Raw genomic sequence first — 24547 nt, 5'->3', positions numbered from 1 at the left:
TAAAGGAGCGGTTCTTTAACGAAGAGTAGGCGGAAAAGAACGAAACTTGGGGTGGCAAGGATTTTTGGCTTGAGGCACTAGAGCCTGAACAGCATAAACGCCCGCGACATTTTGGCTCACGCCCAAAAAAACTATCCGCAGAGGGGACAATCTGAGCTCAGCCTCCACTAAACAAGTGTAACCACTCAGTGGATATTTCTGGATAAGCTTTTTCACCTGCCAGGCTGATCGCGAGCGGCACGCAGGCACTGAACGGTATTGCCCTGCCCAAAGCAGGCTTACCGCCATTTTCTAACACGAAAATCTTTAGTGCCATGAAGACGATTGCTGAATTGGCAGCCTTGCTGCCTGCCTCTGCTGTGCTTTCTAAAAAAGCCTGCAAAAAAGTGAAGGGCGGTGAAAATGCCCCGCCACCGCCACCGGACGACAATGGCCTGATCGGTAATGAGGATATTATTGATGGCTAATCACAGCCTGTCTAAATGGTAGAGCAGCCAGTCTTGCAGCATCAACTGCTGCTCTGCCTTTATTTCGTCGGCTAAGCCCTTTTTCCTAAGCGGGTCAACGTATGGCAGCGATTTCATTTTGATGACCTGCCGGCAATACCCCAAACATTTCTTATAGCGTTGCCCCGCAGCGGTTTCACCATTGCCCGACCGGTCAATGAACCTCCTAAAGCTGGCAATCCGCTCCAAAACAAAAGAAACGGAGTAATCCCGGGTGCCATAAGTATCGCAAAATATCCGCACTTCGAGCATCCTCAGCCGAAGCTTGAAAAACCACCCATCATACGGGGTTTTACTTATGATGCCTAAAGCCTCATCCAACAGATCAGGCGCATTGGCGTGCCATCCTTTATAGTACAGCAGATAGACCCGGGCTAAGGTCAAGGTTTCTGCCTTATCCTTGAGCAGATAGACCGCATGCGAGTCAATAAACTGCTCTACCCAGTCAAATTTTCGGGCCATCAGCCCAGTGACCACCGAATTCAAAAAGCGGGCCGCCGTCAATTGGTTATCTACCACGATAAGCTCTTGAGCATACCCAAACTGGAAAAGCTCAAAAAGCTGAGAGATATAGGGTTCCCTATTGCCTGCAGCCAAAGGTGCCAAGTAATTGATGAGCGTTTTAAGAGCCAAACTGACTTCAAATTCACCCCATGAACCATAATTAGCAAAAAAGACAGCCTTCAATTTCAGAAAAAGTGCATCATTGACGCCCCCGGTATATAGCTTCCACAACTGATGAAAAAACTGCAACACTTCAGGGGCTTCATCACCGGCTGCGAAAGAAAGCGCTTCCTCCAATCCAAGAAAGGTGGTGTCATCGGGTAGTGTCATCCTTCTTACGGATCGATCAATACCATAAATCAGCAATTGGTGGGCGAGCATTTCATTCAAGGCTTGCGCTAACTGATGTAAGTCCTCCGTTCGCTGTTCGTTCTTTTGGATGTTATCAAAAAAATACCGTTCGTGCAATAAAGCCAGGCGCGCCTGTAGTTTCAGTAGCCCATCCGGAGCGCTCTCCAGTTTTTTCAGCCCGTCATTCAGGGCTCTTTCGAACGCCCCCGTACGCCTCCTTCTATGCAGGGCCTGTACAAGCAGGAATTGTTGGGACTGCGGTTGTGCCTGCAGCTCTGCATCAATCAGGTACTGTTCGATATACTGCTGCAAGGTGGTCATCAGGTTACGGAGCTTTTGCGGCTCGTACTCTTCTCCCCAGTAAGCCTTTCGGAACAAGTACTTCAGGTCCAGTTGCTCATCATCAAATCCGGGGTGGAAAGGCACAAGCGCATCCCAAAGCTTTACCACAGGAGAATCCCGGCGCCTTGCTTTTTGCAAAACAGCCTTTCGGACAGCCTTCAGCTCATCAGTTGCGAAGGCCCCTATTGTGCGGGCAAGCTTTGTATTGTGCATGGCAGTGGGCAGTGGATTTCAGGGTAGAAGATAGGAAAATTTCGTATTCCACCCTTTTCCCCTCGCCTCTGTTTAGAAGGGGGCTATATCCCCCACCCCAATAAACGCCGCCCAATAAAAGGGATAGGCACCCGTATCGCTATGTCCGTCCAGGTAATCCAGCTTGGCCTGCCGTAAGGCGGCATCCTTGGTCATCCCCGATTTAAGGTGCTGATAAAAGCGGGCCATCAACTCCTGCGTGCTTTCATCATTGACCTGCCAGAGCGTGGTGGCAATACTCTTGGCGCCGGCATAAGCAAAGGCCCGTGCCAGGCTGATGATGCCTTCGCCGCGCTGCAGCTCTCCCGTGCCGGTCTCGCAGGCAGAGAGCACCACCAGGTCGGCGTTCAGCTGAAGATTGTACAGGTCACGGACGTAGAGCAGTTCATTCTCCGTACTGTCCGGTTGTGGGTAGAAGGCCAGATAGGAGTAGTCACCAATCCGAGGGTCAGCTTTTCCGTGGGTCGATAAATGGAGGATGCGATAGTCTCCCGCTCTTTCTACGAACAATGCTTCGGTGGCTTCTGCTCCGTAGAAGGCGTCTGTTTGGAAGACCCTTTGAATGCTGTCCAGCTCTGCCTGCGTGTACGGTAAGCCCCAAAGCGTATCGCTACGTGTGCTCGCCAGCCAATCACTCTGGTCGAGGTGGCTGGACAATACTGTATCCACCGCTGCAAAAGGAGCTACCGCCAATAGTTCGCGCGTGGGTGCTTTCCGGTGTTTTTTCTCTTTCATTTCCTTCAGCAGCGTAGCCGAATAACAATAGCTGACCTGATGCTCCCGGAGCAGGTAGAGCAATCGCTCGGCGGCATATAAATTATTCGCATCGGGCTTTTCCATCAGCAAAGCCTCAAACGGGATGTACCCCAAGATGCCATCCGGTACAATGACAAGCTGTTCGGGCAAGCCTTCGGCTACCGGCGCGATGAGCTTCTCATAGAGTTTCGGCGCCACTTCCAGGTAAGCTTCGTAGGCAAAAGGCATCGGCTGACTGATATTGCCGCGCAATTGTTGTACCCATTCCTCAAGCGGGAAGTCCCGTTTTACTTCTTTTACCTCATACCTATCCTTTTCGATTCTGAAGATGAAGATGGAGCTGTCGCCTACGAAGTATTCGAGTAGGGCTTGGCCTTCCTCCAATATCTCCATTTGTACTTCTTCCACGCTTACGGTGCTGAGGTCGTACTTGAGCTGGTAATATTCTGGATAATCGCTTTCCAATCGTGCATGGAGGCTGTCATAGGCTTGATTGAGGTCAAAGAGCTGGGAGCTGATGGCGAGTACTGTGGTGTCGGTTTCTTCCAGGCCTTCCTGGAGTTTTTCCTGCCGCTTTTTATCGTAGTAGGTGAGATCTACACGCAGGCCGTATTCTTTCTCGAGGAGGGTGTCGGGGATACCGGCGTAGTGGAGGGCGTTGGACTCCTGTAACTGACTGTAGAGAATAGCAGCCTTGCTTTCTTCAGTGTACTGAAACAAAACGGGGTCTGTATTTGCGGCTTCCCTTCCCTTTCTGAGCCGGTTATTTATCCCTAATTCAAACAACCGCTGATAGCGCTGACGCCATGGCAAACGGGAAGCCGAATTGCTCAGCCCTTGCTGTTGGTAGCGGAGCGCATCCACCGCTCGATCGGACCAGATGACGGCCTGTTCGTAATCGGGGCTTGGGCGGCCAGATGCATACATTTTCGAGTACGCCTCCAGAGTATTGAGCAAAAACTCTAATGACATGACGCTGGAGAAGCCTTCCATTGACCATCCATTTGCATCCAGGCTCTTTTGATAGTGCCATTTTGCTTGTTCCATATCCCCTCCCACAGCATAATGATCTCCTAAATGTTTATGGGCGGAAGCCACCCGGTAGTGCCTCGGGCCATATGCTTTCTCCCAAATTTCCAATGCCTGTCCAAAGTGGCTGTAAGCCTCTGAATGCCGCCCTTGCCCCTGAAGCGCGGCGCCGTAATTGACGTGAGATAATGCTAAGTCCTGATGCTGCTCTGTCAGCACCTTTCCCTGAACCTCCAAGGCACGCTCATGCGCAGCAATGGCCGCTTCTATTTCCCCCAGTTCTACCAAAACAGTCCCCTCATTGTTAAGGTAGATCCCCAGTGCTTTTTCTCCCCCCTGCGTTACCTTTTCCTGTAATGCAACAGCCTGCTTGTAAATCGGAGCAGCGCGCTCCGGGTCAAACATTGATTGATGGCAGCTTCCGATGTTGTTGTAAGACAAAGCCAAATCGGCATAACCCTCAGGAAAAGCCTGTTTCTTGATCGCAAGTGCTTTTTCATGAAATTGGAGCGCCCTGGCATAGTCGTTCATTTCAGCATAGCAGGCGCCAAGATTATTATAGCTCAGCGCGAGGCTGTACTCATTGCCCTGGGGATGTGCAAGTAGAATATCTATGGCTTTCAGCTGTAGTTCAACAGCAGCCCTGTAGTCGCCTTTTGTCTGATGGGCCGATGCGAGATTGCTCAGGGGTAAGACCAAGTTCAGGTCTTCCGCTCCAAAAAGATCAGTGGCTAGGTCAAGCGCTGCTGAATAATGCTCAATGGCTTTATCATTATCTCCCATTTGGTAGTACGCATACCCCACCGCATTATGGGCGCGTGCCACCTTTCGAAGGTCCTTCGGCGCTGCGTAAAGCCGTTCCTGAAGTGCCCTCTCCTGATAAGTAACCGCAAGATCATAATCTGCCAGGGCAGTATAAGCGTTCCCGATGATGGCCAAGGCATCCGCCTTATCATGGGTAGGCGCCTTGCTCTGACCTGCATAAACCTTCAACAGGGCTTCGCCAACTTCTATCGCTTTTTTGTAGTCCTGAGCCCGGTTGTAGCAAATGGCCAAGCTCCGGTAGGCCAGCAACGTCTCAGCAGCCTCCGGGCCAAAGTGCTCTTGCCTGATGGACAGCACCTGATTAAAAGCCCGGCCAGCCTGATCCATGTCTCTGGTAAAATAATACACCTCGCCCTCAAAATTGACTAAATCTGCCAGCAGCGGGTTTCGGTCTCCAAAAGCATCAATAAAATCTGGCTTAACTGCTTTGACCAATTCCAGCGCAGCGGCGTATTCCCGTTGTTTGATTAGGGTATCGACTTGGTGGAGCACGATTTCTGCATCAGCAGAGTCTTTTATCGAAGTACCGGGCACCTGAGCCGAAACCATACAAACAAAACCTAAAACGGCGAGCGAAAGCAAAGTAGTCTTCATAAATAACCGGGGTTTTTAAAGCCACTGAGGCGCAAATCAGATTGTCTTTTTTGCCCAACGGGAGGGGCCTGCCCCTGCCCCAGTGGGCAGGTGCCGCTATGCTACGGGGCTCGCTATCCGCTCGGCCCTACCGGGCTTAGAGCTAGTTAGGATTTTACTTTTGGAGCGAACGCAGCCAAATTTTGCCCTGATCGAGGCGTGATATATTCAAGAATGGGACAAAGGGCCCCATTCTTGAATCCAATAGCCTTAGCTACGTGACCGAAGAACAACGAAGAGCAGGACAAAATTCGGCAAGAGCAGCCCGAAGTGTAAAACCCTAACTAGCTCTTACACCCCTTCGCAGCGCTAGGCCAATGCCAGGTATAGCCCGGAGAGCCTCAAGGCCTGCGACATTTTGGTTTACGCTCCAGCTGCTGCTTTAGCAACAAACGTGAGCACGCCTTGAATTTACAACAAGGGCCACCGGTTAAGGCAGCCTCTGTTGATTGAATCTAATGTATGACTATTTTTTTCACAGCCCGGGACGACGCCCAGTTCACTTCCAGCCAAAACAGCCCCGGGGGCAATCCACTAACCCCCAAACTTACGGCCTGGCTTTCGCTCACCAAAAGCCCTGGCCATTGCCTCACTACTTGCCCCTGTGCGTTCAATAAAGAAAAGCTGGCAGATCCATAGATTGCCCCCACCAACTGAACGTGGAGCTTCTCACGTGCCGGGTTAGGAAATACCTGTACCAAAGCAGCAGCACCCTCTTCCAATGAACTAGAAGTCGGGCTCCCCTCATTAATGACTACTGTGTAGTCTTCTACCTCCCGGGCGCTGCCTGTACTACAGGGCCCGGCAAAACCATTGGGGTCCATGCTTACCCGCATGCGGGTTGCCCCTACAGGAGCATCCCCTGGAATATTGATAGCCCCGGAAACTGGAATGGTATTCATTGCAGACTCTTGAAAAACCAATTCATTTGCATCCTGGAAATCACCATCCTGATTAAAGTCTATCCACACCCGCCAGTACACCGTTTGCTGGTTGTCATCTGTATCCGGTGTCAGTGTAAGCGGATACTGAGCGCCCTGCTCTAAGCCCGCAGACAGGCTCATATAATCGCCAAAACCATAAGATTTGCCCGTTTCATGGTCAATCTCCTTGAGCTGCACCCTTGCAATCCAGTCATCCCAAGTGGTACCGTAGGAGTAGCAGTACGCATCTGCACACCCCCGCGTAGAGAGAAGGACTGAACTTGAAAATTCGCCTTCGGCACCATCGCAGCGCGACTGCACCTGAAATTCATAATCGCGGCAGGGCTGCATATTCCCCCAAATGGTGGAGGTCGAAGTAAACCAGCTGCCTGTTATCCAGCCTGTCTGCCCCTCTGTTTTAAACCGGGTCCGGTAAGCATCCGCTCCTCCGCTGACCGGAGACCAGTCCAGGTATGCATGAGAATACCCCACCTCCAGGGCATGCAGATCACCAGGGGGTGGGCAACCGCTGCCGCCGCCATCACCGCTTACGCAAAAAGGGGTAACTTCTTCCTCCTCAAAACTGCCCCCCGATGCCAACACTTCTCCATTTGGCAGTGACAGCGTATAACCGCCTTCCCCAAAGTCACAGCACATCCCATCGCCGAAATCATCGAAAAAGAACAGGTCATAGCAGCCTTCTTGTAGGCAAACTTCTTCCTGTATTACCTCTCCCTCTGCATCCCCTTCATAAGGCCCACCATAGGCAACCAAATTGCCGGCTTGGAATATGCCCCAAGTCGTTTCATCTCCGTAATCGTCCAGGGTAATGGTCAATCCTAGCGCAATCCCATTGCAACCCCCACCGCCGCCGCCATCCAGGCATTCCAAAGCAGCCCGTGCATTGATGCGGCCGCTGCCCAGCGCACCCACAAAACCAGGGTTGACAACATCGATATTATCAGCACTGCTCAGCAAACAGCCGATTATTTCCTCATTTGCCGCATTGGGCTTGTAAGACTTCATGTGCGCCAGCAGCCCTGCCACCATCGGGCAGGACATCGAAGTGCCGTTAAAGGCATCGTAACTGCTCTGATTGAAAGCGATCGGGCTTAAGATATCTGTACCTGGGGCTGCTATATCCACCCAGGATCCATAATTGGAGCTAGGGTTGCGCACATCTCCAGAACGTGTATTGGCAACAGCCAACACTCCGGTGTAAGCTGCAGGGTAAGAAGGGATTGAAGTATTATCATTGCCCGCAGCTGCGACCACTATCGCGCCATTATCAATGGCCAGGCTCACAAGGTTGGAGTTCACCACAGAAAAACTCCCGCCCCACGAACAACTGATGATTTCCGCTCCCGCTGCCACCGCGTATGCAAACGCGCCCCACGCTTCGTCAATTCCGGTCCCCGTTGTACCATCTAGTTTCCCTTTACACGACATGATCCGGGCATTGTTAAAAGAAATAGAGGCCCCTCCAACCCAGTTGTCAGTTACCGCACCGGCAATGCCTGCGCAGTGGGTGCCATGAGAAAAAACAGCTGAAGATGCATAAGCCGGAGGCCGGGGGTCATTGTCCCAATTGGCCGCATCCCAGCCGATGTAGTCATCTATATACCCATTCCCATCATCATCTATCCCTTCTATCCCAACGTACTCTGCCTCATTTATCCAAAGGTTGCCCTCTAAGTCCTCATGGTCCCATTTCACCGCATCATCCGTTATTGCAACAACTACCTCTTCTCCTTCCTGGTGCAGGTCCCAGGCATCGTAAGCATCAATCTGAGCAAGGAACCACTGATCGGAGTTGTTTGCATAGGCATCATTGGGCGTATAAAAGGAGCGCATGACCGGCACCTGCTCTGCAAATTCTACTGCAGGCTCCCGCATCAGCAGTTGTATGAACGCCTGTTCTTTGCCAGTTTCAGAGAAATGCAGTTGATAAGTATGGTCAAAAAAAGAGCTTGAAAGCCTGCCGAATGGCTTGTGAATGCGGTATACACCAAATGCCCTGAACAGCTCTGCAAATGGCCCGTAGGCTGACAGGTCTTGCAGGCTGTCCATATTGGCCCATTGAACGCCCGCTGCCTCCTGAATTTTCACATAAACCCTCCCCTCATAGTATTCACCGGGAATGCCCTGCTGCTGAGACTGAGCGGCGGCTGGCAAAAGCAGCAATAATATAATGGACAGCAATGACGAAACGGAAATGATAGCTTGGTTTTCCATAAGTGCATAAGGAATTTAAAGGTTATTGAACTGCTCTGTTAGTGGGGGCAACGGCCCAAATGTCTCACTGATACGCCCTTTTTTCCAGCAGCATATTTTCCCAAGCTATTGAACACGCTTCCTTTTGTAAAAACCAATATTCCCCATCTATAAGGGTACAACTTAAGCCAACTATGCGCAACAACTCTTGCCAATACAGCAGTGGCAATCACCTATTGTATAAGGTTGAAAAGGTGAAAGCCATCCTTTTTCTTTCTTTTCGCAAGCCCACAGTTCACTGATTTCCTTTATTTTAGATACATTTATTGCTGTACTTGCCCCATTAAACATACCGTATGCCTAGAACTAAACCTCAGTACTCCGATGAGCAGCTCCTGAACATGATCAGGGGCAGCGAACAGGAAAGGGCCAACGCCCTGGAAGCCTTCTTTACTGACCAGCAGCTGAGAGCTTCGGTCGTACGCAAAATCCAGCAAAAGGGAGGAAGTGCAAATGATGCACAGGATGCCTTCCAGGAAGGGTTCAAAGCGTTTTACCGGCATCTTTTGAATGGCAAATTCGAAGGCAGGAGCAGCTTGCATACCTTCTTTGTAGGCATTTGTATCCGCTGCTGGCTCGACGGCTTGAAAAAAAGCTTCTACCAGCGGACTACCCTTACGGACAAAGAGGAAACACTCGATGAAGAATACCAGCACACGCCAGAAACCCGGATGATGAGCCAAGAAAGGAAAAGCCAGCTGCAAAAAGTGCTGGCGCTGCTCGGCGACCGGTGCAAAAAGGTCATCCTACTAGGGTATGAAGGCTATAATAGTGAAGAGATAAAGCAAAAGCTGGAAATTGAGGCGGAAGAAGCCGTCCGTAAAATCAGATACCGCTGCATGACCAAGCTCAAAGAAAAACTGGCCAGCCAACCTACCTTAAACGCACTTCTAAAAAGCTTGAGCTATGGATAAAGCTACCCTACATGAAAAGCTTGATGCCTATCTAAAAGGCAGTTTGGATGCAGCAGAACAGGCTGAAGTCCGGCAGCTCATTGACTCCGATAAGGACGTAGCTGACCAACTGGAATTGGTGCGCCTAGAGCGGGAGCTCGCAGAAGTCATGATCGATGAAAAGCTGGACGAAATGATGAAAGCGTGGAATGAAGAAGCCTCTCCCCCCACTGCAGTAGCTGATGGCTCTCCTCAACCCAACGCCAGCAAATTCCCGGGCAAATGGGCGGCCTGGGGCTTCGTGATCGTCGTTTTTACCGGATTCTTAATTTGGTCATGGCCCTCAGGCGAGGAAAGTGAAGCCTTAAATGCGGTAACCGAAACGCCATCTTCTGTGCCTCAACTCAACGAGACTGAGCCCTCGGGTGATACTCCGAAAAAAACAGAATCTCTTCAGCCTTCCTCACAGGAAACGGCACCTGCTACGGGCACGGGCGAACAAGAGCCGGAAGCAACGCCACCAATCGCTAACGATCAAGAAGCAGCTCCGCCAGCTGCTGAAATGCAACAGTTGGCACTAGCAGTAGCGAATACGACCTCTCCTATCGCTGGGCTAAAAATAGTCAGAAGAGGGGCGCAAGCTAGTGAGCCCCCCCTAGCCAAAGGTTATCGCCTGATGGGAGAAGGGAAACTGGACGAAGCCAAATCCGCCTTGCTTACCGTACCCGAATCACAAGAACGGCAATACCTTAATGCGCAGCAGTACCTTGCCTTCATCCACTTTGAAAAGGGCGAATATGAAAAGTCCATCCCCATCCTGGAAAGCCTGACCCAACAGCCCTACTCTCAGCAAGCTGAAATGGAATGGTACCTTGCACTAGCCTATTTAGCTACTGAAAACCCCAAAGGCTTGGATGCCTTAAAACAGGTGGCCGCTCAGAGCGCTTCCCCCAAAATACTTCAGCAAGCTAAACAGTTATTAGGGCAGATCAATAGGCCCGGGCAGAACTGACCGGGCGCAAACCCGATTACCGTTTTTTTGCCTGCCCCCTCCATAAGGATAGGGGCCTGCCCCTGCCCTTAATGCAGGTGCCGCTATGCTACGGGGCTCGCTATCCGCTCGGCCCTGTCGGGCTTATACCCCTTCGCAGCGCTAGGCCGATGCCAGGTATAGCCCGAAGAGCCCCAAGGCCTGCGACATTTTGGTTTACGTCCCAGCTAGCCCGCCAATTTCCTATCCCAGAAAAAAAGGAAAACCCCCTGCCGGCAAAACGCTAGTAGGGGGCTTCTTTTATTCCTAAGCGCTAGGACTTTAGTCCTCCGCTACTTCTGCCATTTGCTTACGGCGAGCTTCATGCTCTTCGTGAGCCTCTTTTGTGGTAACGAACAGGTCGTTGTACTTGCGCATGCCCGTACCAGCAGGGATACGCTTGCCAACGATGACGTTCTCCTTCAATCCATTGAGGAAGTCCATCTTAGCACCTATAGCAGCTGTGCTCAGCACTTTGGTCGTCTCTTGGAAAGAAGCCGCTGAAATCCAGCTTTCTGTGCCCAGGGATGACCTAGTGATACCTTGCAAGAGCGAGCTTGAAGTGGCCGGCACCGCATCGCGGTACTGCACGAGCTCTTTGTCGTTGCGGCGCAGCAGGGAGTTCTCTTCCCGCAGCTGACGCAAAGTTACGAGCTGCCCGGGGCGGAGGTTCGTAGAATCGCCGCTCTCCGTTACAATCTTCTTGTCGAAGATCCAGTCGTTCTGCTCCAAGAATTCATACTTCTCGACCGCTTCGCCTTCCAGGAAAGTTGTATCGCCCGGATCCTCGATCTGTACCCGGCGCATCATTTGCCGCACGATAACCTCAATGTGCTTATTGTTGATGGTGATACCCTGTGCACGGTATACTTCCTGTACCCCATTGACCAGATAGCTCTGTACAGCAAATGGCCCTTTGATGTTCAGGATATCGCGTGGGGCAGTGGCGCCATCAGACAGCGGAGTGCCTGCCCTTACAAAGTCGCCCTCCTGTACCAGGATGTGCTTAGAAAGGCCGATCAGGTACTTGCGCTTCTGCCCGTCCTTAGCCTCTACCATCACTTCGCGGTTACCACGCTTGATTTTGCCAAAGGATACCACACCGTCAATCTCGGAAACCACAGCGGGGTTAGATGGGTTACGGGCTTCAAAAAGCTCGGTTACCCTTGGAAGGCCACCGGTGATATCCGCAATTTTGCCCAGCTTACGCGGGATCTTGGCAATTTTCTGACCCGCACGGATGGTATCGCCCTCATCAATAGAGAGGTAAGAGCCCACCGGCAGGTTATAGCTGCGCAGCTCCTCTCCATCAGCACTTACGATTTTGACAGTTGGGATTTTACGCTTGTTCTTGCTTTCCACGATCACCTTCTCTGCGTAGCCGGTCTGATCATCCCGCTCTACGCGGAAAGTTGCGCCTTCTTCGATGGATTCAAACTTGGCTACCCCTGAGAATTCAGAGATGATCACCGCGTTGAAAGGGTCCCAATCGGCGATCAGATCGCTCTTCTTAACGGTCTGTCCTTCTTTCACATGCAGGTTAGCACCGTAAGGGACGTAGTGGCTTGCAAACTGCTTGCCAGTTTTTGCATCTACAATGCGGACCTCACCGGTCCGGGACAGTACGATGTCTTTTGCATCACCACCGACCTCGTCCGCCATTTCGGTCGTACGGAGGCTGTCAAATTCAATCTTACCTTCAAACTTAGATACAATTTCAGACTCAGACTTGGAGACCGATGCGATACCACCTACGTGGAAAGTCCGCAGGGTCAGCTGAGTGCCCGGCTCACCGATCGACTGTGCCGCGATAATACCGACAGCATCGCCGCTTTCGGCAATCCGGCCTGTAGCGAGGTTCTTACCGTAGCACTTGGCACAAACACCACGCTTGGTGTCGCACGTCAGTACCGAACGGATAGTCACTTGCTCTACGCCTTCCGCTTCGATGCGCTCGGCCATGCTCTGCGTGATGTATTCGCCAGCCTTCAACATCACTTCATCTGTCTCAGGATGAACAATATCGTGCAAGGTGTACCGGCCTTCGATCCGAGACTTCAGGTCTTCGATAACTTTATCGTTGTCCTTCAGTGCCGTTGTTTCAATTCCGCGCAAAGTATCGCAATCATCCTCTAGGATAACCACGTCCTGTGCCACGTCTACCAGACGACGAGTCAGGTAACCTGCATCGGCTGTCTTCAAAGCGGTATCGGCCAGACCCTTACGGGCACCGTGGGTAGAGATAAAGTACTCGAGTACAGAAAGCCCATCGACGAAGTTGGAGAGGATGGGGTTTTCAATGACCGCTCCTCCTGTATCTCCAGATTTCCTAGGCTTCGCCATCAGGCCACGCAGTCCGCACAGCTGCTTAATCTGCTGTTTAGAACCCCGCGCACCGGAGTCCAGCATCATATAAACCGAGTTGAAACCCTGTTTGTGAGACGCCAGCTCTTTCATGAGGACATCAGTGATGCGGTTATCCGCATAAGTCCACTTATCGATAATCTGATTGTAGCGCTCATTATTGGTAATGAGGCCCATATTGTAGTTGTCCCAAACTTCGTCCACCTCTTCCTGTGCTTCTTCCAAGGTTTTCACCTTAATAGAAGGCTCGATAAGGTCGCCCAAGTTAAAGGACAGCCCGCCCTTGAATGCCCAGCGGAAGCCCATATCCTTGATGGCATCAAGGAAGTGTGCTGTCACGGCAAAGTCGGTACGCTCGAGTACCCCGCCGATAACCCGCTTCAGGTTTTTCTTCGTCAGCAGTACATTGACATAAGGGACGGAATCCGGTACATTCTGATTAAACAGTACCCGGCCCGTGGTGGTATCCATGAGCTTGGTCGTCATTTGCCCATCCTCGCCTTCTGTACGCACGCGCACTTTGATAGAGGCGTGCAGGTCCAATTGCCCTTCATTGTAAGCGATAATGACCTCCTCCGCAGAGTAGAAACGGCGGCCTTCGCCCTTTACTTTCACCTCATCGGTAGACTTGCGCTCCTTGGTGATGTAGTAAAGGCCCAATACCATATCCTGAGAAGGCAGGGTGATTGGTGTACCGTTTTGCGGGTTGAGCATGTTGTGGGCAGAGAGCATCAGCACTTGTGCTTCCAAGATGGCCGCGTGGCTCAAGGGCACGTGCACCGCCATTTGGTCACCGTCGAAGTCGGCGTTGAAAGCGCCACACACAAGTGGGTGGAGCTGTATCGCCTTGCCTTCGATCAATTTAGGCTGGAAAGCCTGAATGGAAAGCCGGTGAAGCGTCGGGGCACGGTTGAGCATAACCGGGTGCCCTTTCAGTATGTTTTCCAAGATTTCCCAGATGACCGGGTCCTTGCGGTCAACCAGTTTCTTGGCTGACTTCACTGTTTTTACGATACCGCGCTCAATAAGCTTGCGGATAACAAAAGGCTTGAACAATTCCGCTGCCATCGCCTTTGGGATACCACACTCGTGCAGCTTCAGCGTAGGCCCTACCACGATGACCGAACGGCCAGAGTAGTCCACACGCTTGCCCAAAAGGTTTTGCCGGAAACGGCCCTGCTTGCCTTTGAGGATATCGCTGAGCGACTTCAGTGCCCGCCCGCCCTCTGCTTTTACAGCATTGGACTTACGGGAGTTGTCGAAGAGAGAGTCTACGGCTTCCTGCAGCATCCGCTTCTCATTGCGAAGGATAACCTCCGGAGCTTTGATCTCCAACAGCCTTTTCAGGCGGTTGTTGCGGATGATCACGCGCCGGTACAAGTCGTTGAGGTCAGAGCTGGCAAAACGGCCACCGTCTAGCGGTACTAGAGGGCGCAGCTCAGGCGGCACAACAGGAAGGTATTGAATGACCGTCCATTCCGGGCGGTTCTCGATACGGGAGAGCCCATCGCGGAACGCTTCTACTACCCGAAGGCGCTTGAGCGCTTCCGACTTACGCTGCTGAGAAGTCTCATTGGCAGCTTGGTGCCGGAGGGCGAAAGAGAGCTGATCCAGATCCAGGCTCATGAGCAGGTCGCGGACCGCGTCTGCCCCCATTTTTGCTACAAACTTGTTGGGGTCCTCATCATCGAGCATTTGGTTGTCCTGTGGGAGGGTATCCAAGACTTCCAAGTACTCTTCTTCCGTCAGCAGGTCCATTTTAGCAACGCCCTCTTCTTCTTTAACGCCGGGGCGGATCACCACATAGCGCTCATAGTAGATGATGGACTCGAGCTTTTTGGAGGACAGCCCCAGAAGATAGCCAATCTTGTTGGGCAATGACTTGAAGAACCAAATATGAACCACAGGCACGACCAGCTTGATGTGCCCCATGCGCTCACGGCGTACCTTCTTTTCCGTCACTTCGACGCCACAGCGGTCACAAACAATCCCTTTATAGCGGATGCGCTTGTATTTGCCACAGTAGCACTCATAGTCTTTGACCGGACCAAAAATCCGCTCACAGAAAAGCCCATCACGCTCCGGCTTGTAGGACCGGTAGTTGATGGTCTCCGGCTTCAACACCTCGCCGTAGGAACGCTCCAGGATTTCATCCGGAGAAGAAAGGCTGATGGTGATGCTGTCGAAGTTCTGCGTCTGAACGCTGTTTTGTTTCTTAAAGGACATAAAGTGGATATTGTTGGTATGGGGCACCTTTCGGAAAAGGCGCCCCAGTTGAAACAATCAGTTTAGAACAGCCGGCTAAGGGCTCCCTTAGTCGAACTTAACGTCAAGGGCAAGCCCCCGGAGCTCGTGCACCAGAACGTTAAAAGATTCTGGGATGCTTGGCTCTGGCAGTGGGTCACCTTTTACGATAGACTCGTAAGCCTTAGCCCGTCCATTGATATCATCAGACTTGATGGTCAACAGCTCCTGCAGGATGTTGGATGCACCGAATGCCTCGAGTGCCCATACCTCCATCTCTCCGAAACGCTGCCCGCCAAACTGTGCTTTACCGCCGAGCGGCTGCTGTGTGATCAGCGAGTATGGGCCGATAGAACGCGCGTGCATCTTGTCGTCAACCATATGAGACAGCTTCAGCATATAAATAACGCCTACGGTTGCCTGCTGATGGAAGCGGTCGCCCGTTTCTCCATCGTAGAGGTAAGTCTGCCCAAGGCTTGGCAAGCCTGCCTGCTGAATGTACTCGTCGATTTCTTCTTTGCTGGCGCCGTCAAAGATCGGCGTGCCAAACTTCATGCCGAGCTTCTCTCCTGCCCAGCCCAAGACCGTCTCGAAAATCTGCCCCAAGTTCATACGGGAAGGTACGCCCAGCGGGTTAAGGACGATGTCCACCGCCGTACCATCTTCCAGGAATGGCATATCTTCTATACGGACAATCCGGGATACAATACCCTTGTTGCCGTGGCGGCCAGCGAGCTTATCGCCCACACGGAGCTTGCGCTTTTTCGCCATATAGACTTTGGCCAGCTTGAGGACACCGGCAGGGAGCTCATCACCAATGCTGATATTGAATTTTTCCCGCTTGTAACGGCCAACCTCTTCGTTCACCTTAATGCTGTAGTTGTGCAGCAGTTTGGCGATCAGCGCGTTGGTGTGGGCGTCGTCGGTCCAATTGGAATAGTCGACACTGGTGTAATCTACTTCGCGCAGCTGGGTTTGTGTAAACTTAGTCCCCTTGCCGATTACAGGCTCGCTGTAGATGCTCCGTACCCCTTGGGAAACTTTGCCTTTGACCAGCGACAGCAGCTTGTCGATCAGGATGGTCTTCAGCTCGTTGAGCGCGATCTTGTGCTGATCTTCCAGCTTGGACAGCAGCTCTTTCTCCTGCTCTTTCTGCACCTTGTCCTTTTTGGCACGTGCAAAGAGCTGTTTGTCTATGATGACACCTTTGGTAGAAGGAGGCGCTTTCATAGAAGCATCCTTCACATCGCCGGCTTTATCGCCGAAGATGGCCCGAAGCAGCTTCTCTTCCGGAGTGGGGTCCGACTCGCCCTTAGGCGTAATCTTGCCAATGAGGATATCGCTTTCGCGCACCCAAGCGCCCACGCGGATGATACCGTTCTCGTCAAGGTCTTTGGTCGCCTCTTCGCTTACGTTAGGGATATCGTTGGTCAGTTCTTCTTCGCCCAGTTTTGTATCCCGGACGTCCATCTCGAAGTGCTCGATATGGATAGAAGTGAAGACATCTTCCCGCACAACACGCTCAGAGAGCACGATCGCATCCTCGAAGTTGTACCCTTTCCAAGGCATGAACGCGACCTTAAGGTTTTGCCCAAGCGCCAGCTCCCCTTGTTCTGTTGCGTAGCCGTCACACAGGATCTGCCCTTTGATTACCCGCTGCCCACGTTTCACGATTGGCTTCAGGTTAATGCTTGTGCCTTGGTTTGTACGGCGGAATTTGATGAGCTTGTACACTTTGCGGTTATCCTCAAAAGATACGAGCTGCTCTTCCTCTGTACGGTCGTAACGGATGATGATTTCGTTGGCATCAACGTACTCCACCACACCGTCTCCTTCTGCATTAATAAGCATGCGGGAGTCACGGGCTACTTTACCTTCCAGGCCAGTGCCCACAACCGGGGAACGAGGGCGCAGAAGCGGCACGGCCTGACGCTGCATGTTCGAGCCCATCAAGGCACGGTTGGCGTCATCGTTCTCCAAGAATGGGATCATCGATGCAGAAACCCCTACAATCTGGTTCGGGGCAACATCCATATATTCTATCTCCTCCGGAGTCAATACCGGGAATTCACCGTGCTCACGGCTCTTAATCCGATCTGATTCGAAGGCACCTTTTTCTGTAATAGGAGCATTGGCTTGAGCAATACGCTTAAAGTCTTCACCCTCAGCTGAGAGATAGACAGGCTGCTCAGTAACCACTACATTTCCTTCATCTACACGACGGTAAGGTGTTTCCAGGAAGCCCATCTTGTTCACTTTAGCGTGAACGCAAAGGGTGGAAATCAAGCCGATGTTCGGCCCTTCCGGTGTCTCGATTGTGCAAAGGCGGCCATAGTGGGAGTAGTGTACGTCCCGGACCTCAAAGCCTGCGCGCTCCCGTGAAAGGCCGCCAGGCCCCAGTGCAGAGATACGCCGCTTGTGCGTGATCTCAGAGAGCGGGTTGGTTTGGTCTAAGAACTGAGACAGCTGGCTCGTGCCAAAGAAAGAGTTGATCACCGAAGACAGCGTACGCGCGTTGATGAGGTCGATGGGCGTAAACACCTCGTTGTCGCGCACGTTCATGCGCTCACGGATGGTACGTGCCATACGGGCAAGGCCAACGCCGAATTGTGCGTAAAGCTGCTCGCCCACTGTGCGGACGCGGCGGTTGCTCAGGTGGTCGATGTCGTCGATCTCTGCCTTTTGGTTGATCAGGCTGACCAAGTAACGCACGATGGAAATAATATCCTCGCGCGTGAGCACCAAGACCTCCTTTTCAATGTCCAGCCCAAGCTTGCGGTTGATTTTGTAGCGGCCCACTTCACCGAGGTTGTAGCGCTTATCGGAAAAGAAGAGCTTATCGATGATACCGCGTGCAGTCTCCTCATCGGGTGGGTCGGTACCGCGCAATTGGCGGTAGATATACTGAACCGCTTCCATTTCAGAGCTGGAAGGGTCTTTTTGCAGTGTATTATATATGATGGAGTAGTCCTGGTCGATTTCGTCCTTTTGCAGGATAACGTTTTCGGTTTCTGCATTAAGGATGAGCTCGATATTGTCTTCATCGAGCACGATATCACGCTCCAGGATGATTTCATTGCGTTCGATGGTGACCACCTCTCCGGTATCCTCATCGACGAAGTCTTCAGTCCAGCTGCGCAAGACCCGGGCGGCGAGCTTACGGCCGATGGACTTTTCGAGCGTTTCCCGGGTAGCAGGGATTTCGTCAGCGAGGTCAAAAATATCGAGGATAGCCTTATCGGTATCATAACCAATGGCACGCATCAGGGTCGTAACCGGGAACTTCTTCTTCCGGTCGATGTAAGCGTACATGACCGTGTTGATGTCCGTGGCAAATTCCATCCAAGCCCCTTTGAAAGGGATCACCCTAGCAGAGTAGATCTTCGTACCATTGGGGTGGAAGCTCTGGCCAAAGAAAACACCGGGCGAGCGGTGAAGCTGAGATACAATAATACGCTCCGCACCATTGATAACGAAAGTACCTTTGGGCGTCATGTAAGGGATATTCCCCAGGAAAACGTCCTGAACAATCGTCTGGAAGTCAACGTGCTCCTCGTCATTGCAAGAGAGGCGCAGTTTAGCTTTTAGAGGGACACTATAAGTGAGCCCCCGCTGCATACACTCGTCGATAGTGTAGCGGGGCGGGTCCACGAAGTAATCCAAGAACTCCAGTACGAATATGTTTCTGGCATCAGTTATCGGAAAGTTCTCCTGAAATACCTTGTAAAGCCCTTCGTTCATCCGGTTTTCCGGCGTGGTTTCCAGCTGGAAGAATTCCTGGAAAGACTTCAACTGTATTTCAAGGAGATCAGGGTATGGTGAGGGAAGCTTGATTTTGCCGAAGCTCACTCGTTTCTCTTCGGCGGTCAGTACCTTACCGTTTGACGTCATTGGCTATAATAATTTGTGTTCCTGGCAGTCAAGAGCTTTCTCTCAAAAGCAGCCGCTGTAATAATACCCAAAAATATGGAAAAAGTTCAACATCCGTGAACTTATGTATATGACGATAGGCTTAGCCAGTTGGGAGCCAACTCGCTAAGCCTTTGCCGTATCGGATTGGAGCGGGAGCAACCTCCCTCTCCTACCCTTGTCTCAGTATCCCTACTTGAGTTCAATCTCTGCACCAGCTTCTTCCAGTGCAGCCTTGATTTTCTCAGCTTCTTCCTTAGATACACCTTCTTTGAGGGTACCAGGAGCGCCGTCAACCAGTTCTTTTGCTTCCTTCAGGCCAACGCCCAGCAAGCTCTTCACTTCTTTAACGACTTTCAGCTTACCTGCGCCAGCAGACTTGAGCACTACGTCGAACTCAGTCTTTTCTTCAGCTGCTCCGCCGCCGTCGCTAGCAGGGCCAGCCGCTACAGCTACAGCTGCTGCTGCAGGCTCAATGCCGTATTCTTCTTTCAGGATATTAGCCAGTTCGTTTACTTCCTTTACGGAGAGGTTAACCAGCTGTTCTGCAAATTCTTTCAGATCTGCCATCGTTGTTGATTTTAAAAGTTGTACGTTCGAAAAAAATATATTTGTGCGTACAGCTTGGAAGCCGTGCTAATGTGCAGCTATGTTTCAAGCTGCGGTTGAAGACAAAGGCTGCAATCTTAAGCAGCGCGGTCTTCGAGCGCTTTGAGCAGGCCTGCGATCTTCTGACCACCGGAGCCTTGGAGGGCGCTGATAACGTTCTTTGCAGGAGACTGCAGGAGCATGATGATCTCTGCCAACAGGTCTTCTTTCGACTTGAGGCTTGCGAGCGACTCCAGCTTGTCGTCACCGATGTAAACATCCGATTCGATATAAGCCGCCTTGAGCAGGGGCCTTTCGTTCTCCTTGCGGAATTCCTTGATCACTTTGGCAGGCGCATTCGCTGTTTCTGTGAACAAGATAGCCGTGTGGCCTTTGAGGGCCTCGTAAATGGCGCTGTAATTCTTCTCCTCGGGTGCGCTCTCCATAGCCTTCTTGATAAGGGTGTTTTTGACCACCTTCATCTCGATGCCTTTTTCGTAGCACAGCCCGCGGAATTTATTGACTTGCTCTACCGTCAGCGTAGAAGAGTCTGCCAGGTAGAAGTGCTCTACATTGGAAAGCTTCTCCTTCAGCGCTTCAATGGTAGCCGTCTTTTCTGCTTTAGTCATTGCTTAAGGTTTTGAAAAGTTAACTTAACCCATGTTCTTAGCATCAACACGGATGCCAGGGCTCATGGTGCTTGCTACGGTCACACTGCGCATATAAGTGCCTTTGGCCGAAGCCGGGCGCATGCGGGAAAGTGTGCCCAGCAGCTCTTTCGCGTTCTCTGTGAGCTTATTGGGCTCGAAAGAAACGCGACCCACTGAAGCATGGATAATCCCATATTTATCTACACGGAAGGAAATTTTACCTCCTTTGACATCGCTCACCGCAGCTCCTACGTTAGGGGTTACAGTGCCCGTCTTGGGGTTAGGCATCAAGCCACGAGGGCCGAGTACCCGGCCCAGACGGCCAACTTGAGCCATCACCTGAGGCATGGCAATAACGACGTCAAAATCTGTCCATCCGCCCTGTACTTTCTGTACGAGGTCGTCGAGGCCGGCAAAATCTGCACCGGCTTCCAAGGCTTCTGCCTCCTTGTCTGGAGTACAGAAAACAACAACACGCTTGGTCTTGCCCGTACCGTGTGGCAGCACAACTGTGCCACGGATGGCCTGATCTGCTTTACGGGGGTCAACACCAAGGCGGATGTGAAGGTCCACTGAAGCATCAAACTTAGCAGTGTTCACTTCTTTGATGAGGGCCATCGCGTCTTCCAGGGGATAGTTTTTCTCCCGGTCTACTTTCGCATTAACGGCGGCTCTCTTCTTACCTACTTTAGCCATTGAATTTCTGTTTTGAGGTATTAACGTCCTTTTCAGGACTCCCTGCGAAGAAATGAATTTGATTATTAGCCTTCAGCTGCTTCTGTTTCCCAAGGCGGTGTACCGCTAACGGTAAGCCCCATGCTGCGAGCGGTGCCTGCTACCATCTTCATACCAGACTCCACGGTGAAACAGTTCAGGTCAGACATCTTGTTTTCTGCGATAGCCTTTACGTCGTCCCAAGTTACAGACCCGACCTTGTTACGGTTAGGCTCTGCAGATCCCCCCTTGAGCTTAGCAGCAGCAAGCAGCTGTACAGCAGCGGGCGGTGTCTTGATGACGAAAGAGAAAGACTTATCCTTGAAAACAGTAATTACTACAGGAAGCGTTTGCCCTGCACGGTCCTGCGTCTCCGCATTGAAGCGCTTGCAGAACTCCATAATGTTTACCCCCTTAGCACCAAGTGCCGGACCTACCGGCGGAGCAGGGTTTGCAGCGCCACCCTTGACCTGTAGCTTAATAAAAGTACTGATTTCCTTAGCCATTGTGTCTCGCTTTAAAAAAACTATGTGGAGCTACGTTGCTTAGGGGAAGCGTTCCCATTCCAAAGAACGGAACAAAAGCTTTGTAGCTTAAATACATTTCGCTTTGCGGGGCTTAAGAGGTCTTTTCTACCTGCATGAAGTTGAGCTCTACCTCTGTGCCTCGCCCGAAGATTTTTACAATTACTTTCAGCTTTTTCTTCTCTTCGTTGACTTCCTGAATATCCCCGACAAACTCGCTGAACGGCCCATCAATAATCTTGACGGTCTCCCCAACAATGAACGGCTCGATCATCGCTTCGCCAGCTTCCTGAGACTCATCCACCTTGCCAAGCATCCGGTTGGCTTCTGATTCCCGCATTGGGATCGGGTTGTTCTTCCCCAAGAAGTGTATGACATTCGGAATGTTCGCTATAGTCTGTATGATTTCCCCGGAAAGTTGTGCAGGAATGGCTTCTATGAGGATATAGCCTGGCAGAATGTTGCGCTCAGAAATCACCTTCTTGCCACTCCGGATTTTATACACTTTCTCGGTTGGCACCAATACCTGTGTTATAAAGCCTCCCCACTTAGAACGATCAATCTCAAGCTCGATACGCTCTTTGATTTTACGCTCTTTACCGCTGATTACGCGCAGAGAGTACCACCGGCACTCAGGCTTGTTGTCTGATGCCTGATCCTCTTCAGGAGTATTATCTTCTAAAGGCTTACCGTTATCCTCAGTCATTTCTGCTGCTTATCCTAAATGAAATTAAAGCTTGTATATCTGATCTAGTACGCCCTTGGAAACAACATCCATTAGGAAGATAACCAGTGCCAGCAAAATTGATGCGACCAGTACAACCACGGTGCTGCTCTGAAGGTTGGACCAAGATGGCCAGGTAACCTTAGTAACCAGTTCGTGGTAGCTCTCTTTTACATACAACTTCAACCTTTCCATCTCTAATCGTGGTTATAACAGGTTTACTTACAAATATACTCGGAGAAAGGCACAAGCGTCCATCTTCCGAGAATAGAAGTTAAAACGCTCATTCTATGCTTTTCTCCGAGCCCGGATTTGTACGAAGGAAGTATTCCTTCTAAATTCTTTACGGAAAAAATCCGCTCTTGCACGGGCAGGAGGACTTGAACCCCCAGCCTACGGTTTTGGAGACCGTCGCTCTACCAGTTGAGCTATGCCCGTGTGTGGAAGAAGACCAGACTGCTAATGAGCCCGGTCTTCTTGCCTTTATTGTACTTATCAGACAGCCTTTAGTCAAAGGCGATCTGTGTTAGTCCAGAATCTCAGTTACCTGACCTGCACCTACGGTACGTCCGCCTTCACGGATCGCGAAACGGAGACCTTTCTCCATAGCGATGGTGTTGAGCAGCTTAACCTCAAGGGTTACGTTGTCGCCAGGCATTACCATTTCTACTCCGTCTGGCAGGTTAACGTCACCGGTAACGTCTGTGGTACGGAAGTAGAACTGTGGGCGGTAACCGTTGAAGAATGGCGTGTGACGGCCACCTTCGTCCTTGCCAAGAACGTATACCTCACACTTGAAGTGTTTGTGAGGCTTTACAGAACCTGGAGCGCAGATTACCATGCCACGCTTGATGTCATTCTTATCGATACCACGGAGCAGAAGGCCCGCGTTGTCACCTGCCTCACCACGAGTCAGGATCTTACGGAACATCTCTACACCTGTGATGGTAGAAGTCATTGGCTTTTCGCCCTCAGCCATCATACCAACAATCTCTACTGGGTTGCCAGTCTCGATAACACCACGCTCGATACGGCCTGTAGCAACAGTACCACGACCTGTGATAGAGAATACGTCCTCGATAGGCATCAGGAACGGCTTGTCGATAGCACGCTCTGGCTCAGGGATGTCGCTGTCAACAGCAGCCATCAGATCAAGGATTTTCTGCTTTGCATCAGCGTCGCCTTCCAGAGCTTTCAGGGCAGAACCCATGATGATAGAAGCGTTGTCGCCGTCGAACTCGTACTGATCCAGAAGCTCACGAACTTCCATCTCAACCAGCTCAAGCATTTCCTCATCATCAACAAGGTCAACCTTGTTCATGAAAACAACGATTTTAGGTACACCTACCTGACGAGCGAGCAGGATGTGCTCACGAGTCTGTGGCATAGGGCCGTCTGTAGCAGCAACTACGAGGATAGCTCCGTCCATCTGAGCCGCACCTGTAACCATGTTCTTTACGTAGTCAGCGTGACCTGGACAGTCAACGTGAGCGTAGTGACGGTTTTCAGTTTGGTACTCTACGTGAGCCGTATTAATAGTGATACCACGCTCTTTCTCCTCAGGAGCTGCGTCGATAGTATCGTAGCTTTTTCTTTCTGCGAAACCTGCGTCTGCAAGGACAGATGTAATGGCTGCGGTAAGAGTCGTCTTACCGTGGTCTACGTGACCGATAGTACCCACGTTCAAGTGGGGTTTCGTCCTTTCAAATGTTTCCTTAGCCATCGGTAATCAAATTTTTGATGCGAAAGTTTAATAATGAATCAGGATACAATACCGTTCACTAAAGTGAGCCAATGAGGGGATTTGAACCCCTGACCCCTTCCTTACCATGGAAGTGCTCTACCCCTGAGCTACATTGGCTTGACTTTAATCTTAGTTTGAAGCTTACACTCCTTTTGATCCGCCAAATTGATGGTGGCTGCAGGCAGGGGCTTCACTGCCGTGACCGGCGTATGTTATTAATTAGGGCTTGCCCTCACCCGCCCGCACCGTTGCGCGGCAGGCGCCTGCCTCGATCGAGGCAGGAAAAAAGAGCGGGAGACGAGACTCGAACCCGCGACCCTCAGCTTGGAAGGCTGATGCTCTACCAACTGAGCTACTCCCGCTTATTAACCCTTTTTGTCAAATGATAAACCCTGACTCATTACCAGGGGAAGAGCACTTGGTGATGCCCTCCTGCTCCCTCAGCATAGTGGGGAAGCCTTGAAACAGCAAACCGCCTCAGCTTGCAACAGCTTGGCGGGATGAAGTGGGGATGATAGGATTCGAACCTATTCAGACAGAGTCACCAGATTTACAGTCTGGCCCGGCTCTCCAACTCCGGCGCATCCCCTTTTGCAAATTGAACTGCTTGATTTAAGCCTTAAACGTTGAGCGCGAACAGAAGCATTAAAGCCTCAGGCTGCCCGTGATACCGTTTTTGAGCCAGCAGAGGGATTCGAACCCCCGACCCGCTGATTACAAATCAGCTGCTCTGGCCAACTGAGCTATGCTGGCGTTAAGTCTTAGCAG

Annotated in this window: 15 protein-coding genes and 5 tRNA genes; 3 read left to right on the top strand and 17 right to left on the bottom strand. The window is 51.4% G+C overall.

Features of this window, described 5'->3' with window-relative positions:
• The first annotated feature begins 314 nt into the window (after positions 1 to 314).
• On the top strand, positions 315 to 467 hold the full coding sequence (locus FRY97_RS22325) for a hypothetical protein (protein ID WP_170254562.1): 153 nt from the start codon (positions 315 to 317) through the stop codon (positions 465 to 467).
• Here FRY97_RS22325 and FRY97_RS09210 read toward each other — a convergent pair whose 3' ends face one another.
• The 3 genes from FRY97_RS09210 to FRY97_RS09200 form a co-directional block, all read right to left on the bottom strand.
• Positions 468 to 1916, bottom strand: coding sequence for a hypothetical protein (locus FRY97_RS09210; protein ID WP_147167159.1), 1449 nt, complete (start codon positions 1914 to 1916; stop codon positions 468 to 470).
• A gap of 72 nt (positions 1917 to 1988) precedes the next feature.
• Entirely contained in the window at positions 1989 to 5159 is a 3171-nt protein-coding gene (locus FRY97_RS09205; RefSeq protein WP_147167158.1) for a CHAT domain-containing protein, read from the bottom strand.
• 494 nt (positions 5160 to 5653) lie between these two features.
• Entirely contained in the window at positions 5654 to 8356 is a 2703-nt protein-coding gene (locus FRY97_RS09200) for a S8 family serine peptidase (protein WP_147167157.1), read from the bottom strand.
• Between the two features lie 335 nt (positions 8357 to 8691).
• Between FRY97_RS09200 and FRY97_RS09195 the strand changes: the two genes are divergently transcribed.
• Both FRY97_RS09195 and FRY97_RS09190 read left to right on the top strand, forming a co-directional pair.
• Positions 8692 to 9309 (top strand): RNA polymerase sigma factor, encoded by a 618-nt coding sequence (locus tag FRY97_RS09195; RefSeq protein WP_147167156.1) that lies wholly within the window; start codon positions 8692 to 8694, stop codon positions 9307 to 9309.
• Complete coding sequence (locus FRY97_RS09190) at positions 9302 to 10300, top strand: hypothetical protein (RefSeq protein WP_147167155.1); 999 nt, start codon at positions 9302 to 9304, stop codon at positions 10298 to 10300. Before FRY97_RS09195 ends, FRY97_RS09190 begins: the two co-directional genes overlap by 8 nt.
• A 300-nt stretch (positions 10301 to 10600) precedes the next feature.
• On the opposite strand, the gene rpoC is transcribed toward FRY97_RS09190, so the two are convergent.
• From rpoC to FRY97_RS09120, 14 genes are all read right to left on the bottom strand, one after another.
• Complete coding sequence (rpoC, locus tag FRY97_RS09185) at positions 10601 to 14908, bottom strand: DNA-directed RNA polymerase subunit beta' (protein ID WP_147167154.1); 4308 nt, start codon at positions 14906 to 14908, stop codon at positions 10601 to 10603.
• An 87-nt stretch (positions 14909 to 14995) separates the two neighbouring features.
• Positions 14996 to 18817 carry a DNA-directed RNA polymerase subunit beta gene (gene rpoB, locus FRY97_RS09180; protein WP_147167153.1) on the bottom strand — a complete coding sequence of 1274 codons (3822 nt, stop codon included), beginning with the start codon at positions 18815 to 18817 and terminating at the stop codon, positions 14996 to 14998.
• Positions 18818 to 19027: 210 nt separating this feature from the next.
• Positions 19028 to 19405 carry a 50S ribosomal protein L7/L12 gene (gene rplL, locus FRY97_RS09175; RefSeq protein WP_147167152.1) on the bottom strand — a complete coding sequence of 126 codons (378 nt, stop codon included), beginning with the start codon at positions 19403 to 19405 and terminating at the stop codon, positions 19028 to 19030.
• 116 nt (positions 19406 to 19521) lie between these two features.
• Complete coding sequence (gene rplJ / locus FRY97_RS09170; protein ID WP_147167151.1) at positions 19522 to 20052, bottom strand: 50S ribosomal protein L10; 531 nt, start codon at positions 20050 to 20052, stop codon at positions 19522 to 19524.
• 24 nt (positions 20053 to 20076) lie between these two features.
• Complete coding sequence (gene rplA, locus FRY97_RS09165; RefSeq protein WP_147167150.1) at positions 20077 to 20769, bottom strand: 50S ribosomal protein L1; 693 nt, start codon at positions 20767 to 20769, stop codon at positions 20077 to 20079.
• Positions 20770 to 20834: 65 nt separating this feature from the next.
• A complete protein-coding gene (gene rplK / locus FRY97_RS09160) occupies positions 20835 to 21293 on the bottom strand; it encodes a 50S ribosomal protein L11 (protein WP_147167149.1) in 459 nt (152 codons plus the stop codon).
• 112 nt (positions 21294 to 21405) lie between these two features.
• The gene (gene nusG / locus FRY97_RS09155) at positions 21406 to 22017 is read right to left on the bottom strand and encodes a transcription termination/antitermination protein NusG (protein ID WP_147167148.1); all 612 of its coding nucleotides are present in this window, start codon (positions 22015 to 22017) and stop codon (positions 21406 to 21408) included.
• Positions 22018 to 22041: 24 nt separating this feature from the next.
• Positions 22042 to 22230: a preprotein translocase subunit SecE gene (secE, locus tag FRY97_RS09150; RefSeq protein ID WP_147167147.1), complete on the bottom strand. Its 189-nt coding sequence runs from the start codon at positions 22228 to 22230 to the stop codon at positions 22042 to 22044.
• A 170-nt stretch (positions 22231 to 22400) separates the two neighbouring features.
• A tRNA-Trp gene (locus FRY97_RS09145) sits at positions 22401 to 22473 on the bottom strand.
• Between the two features lie 88 nt (positions 22474 to 22561).
• Positions 22562 to 23758: an elongation factor Tu gene (gene tuf / locus FRY97_RS09140; RefSeq protein WP_147167146.1), complete on the bottom strand. Its 1197-nt coding sequence runs from the start codon at positions 23756 to 23758 to the stop codon at positions 22562 to 22564.
• 66 nt (positions 23759 to 23824) lie between these two features.
• Positions 23825 to 23896: transfer RNA gene (locus FRY97_RS09135), tRNA-Thr, on the bottom strand.
• Between the two features lie 172 nt (positions 23897 to 24068).
• A tRNA-Gly gene (locus tag FRY97_RS09130) sits at positions 24069 to 24141 on the bottom strand.
• 144 nt (positions 24142 to 24285) lie between these two features.
• Positions 24286 to 24368 (bottom strand) — tRNA-Tyr (locus FRY97_RS09125).
• Between the two features lie 90 nt (positions 24369 to 24458).
• Positions 24459 to 24532, bottom strand: a tRNA-Thr gene (locus tag FRY97_RS09120).
• Positions 24533 to 24547: the final 15 nt, after the last annotated feature.

The sequence above is a fragment of the Phaeodactylibacter luteus genome, assembly GCF_007993045.1.
Taxonomy (GTDB): domain Bacteria; phylum Bacteroidota; class Bacteroidia; order Chitinophagales; family Saprospiraceae; genus Phaeodactylibacter; species Phaeodactylibacter luteus.
This window is presented reverse-complemented; position numbering and strand designations above follow the sequence as displayed.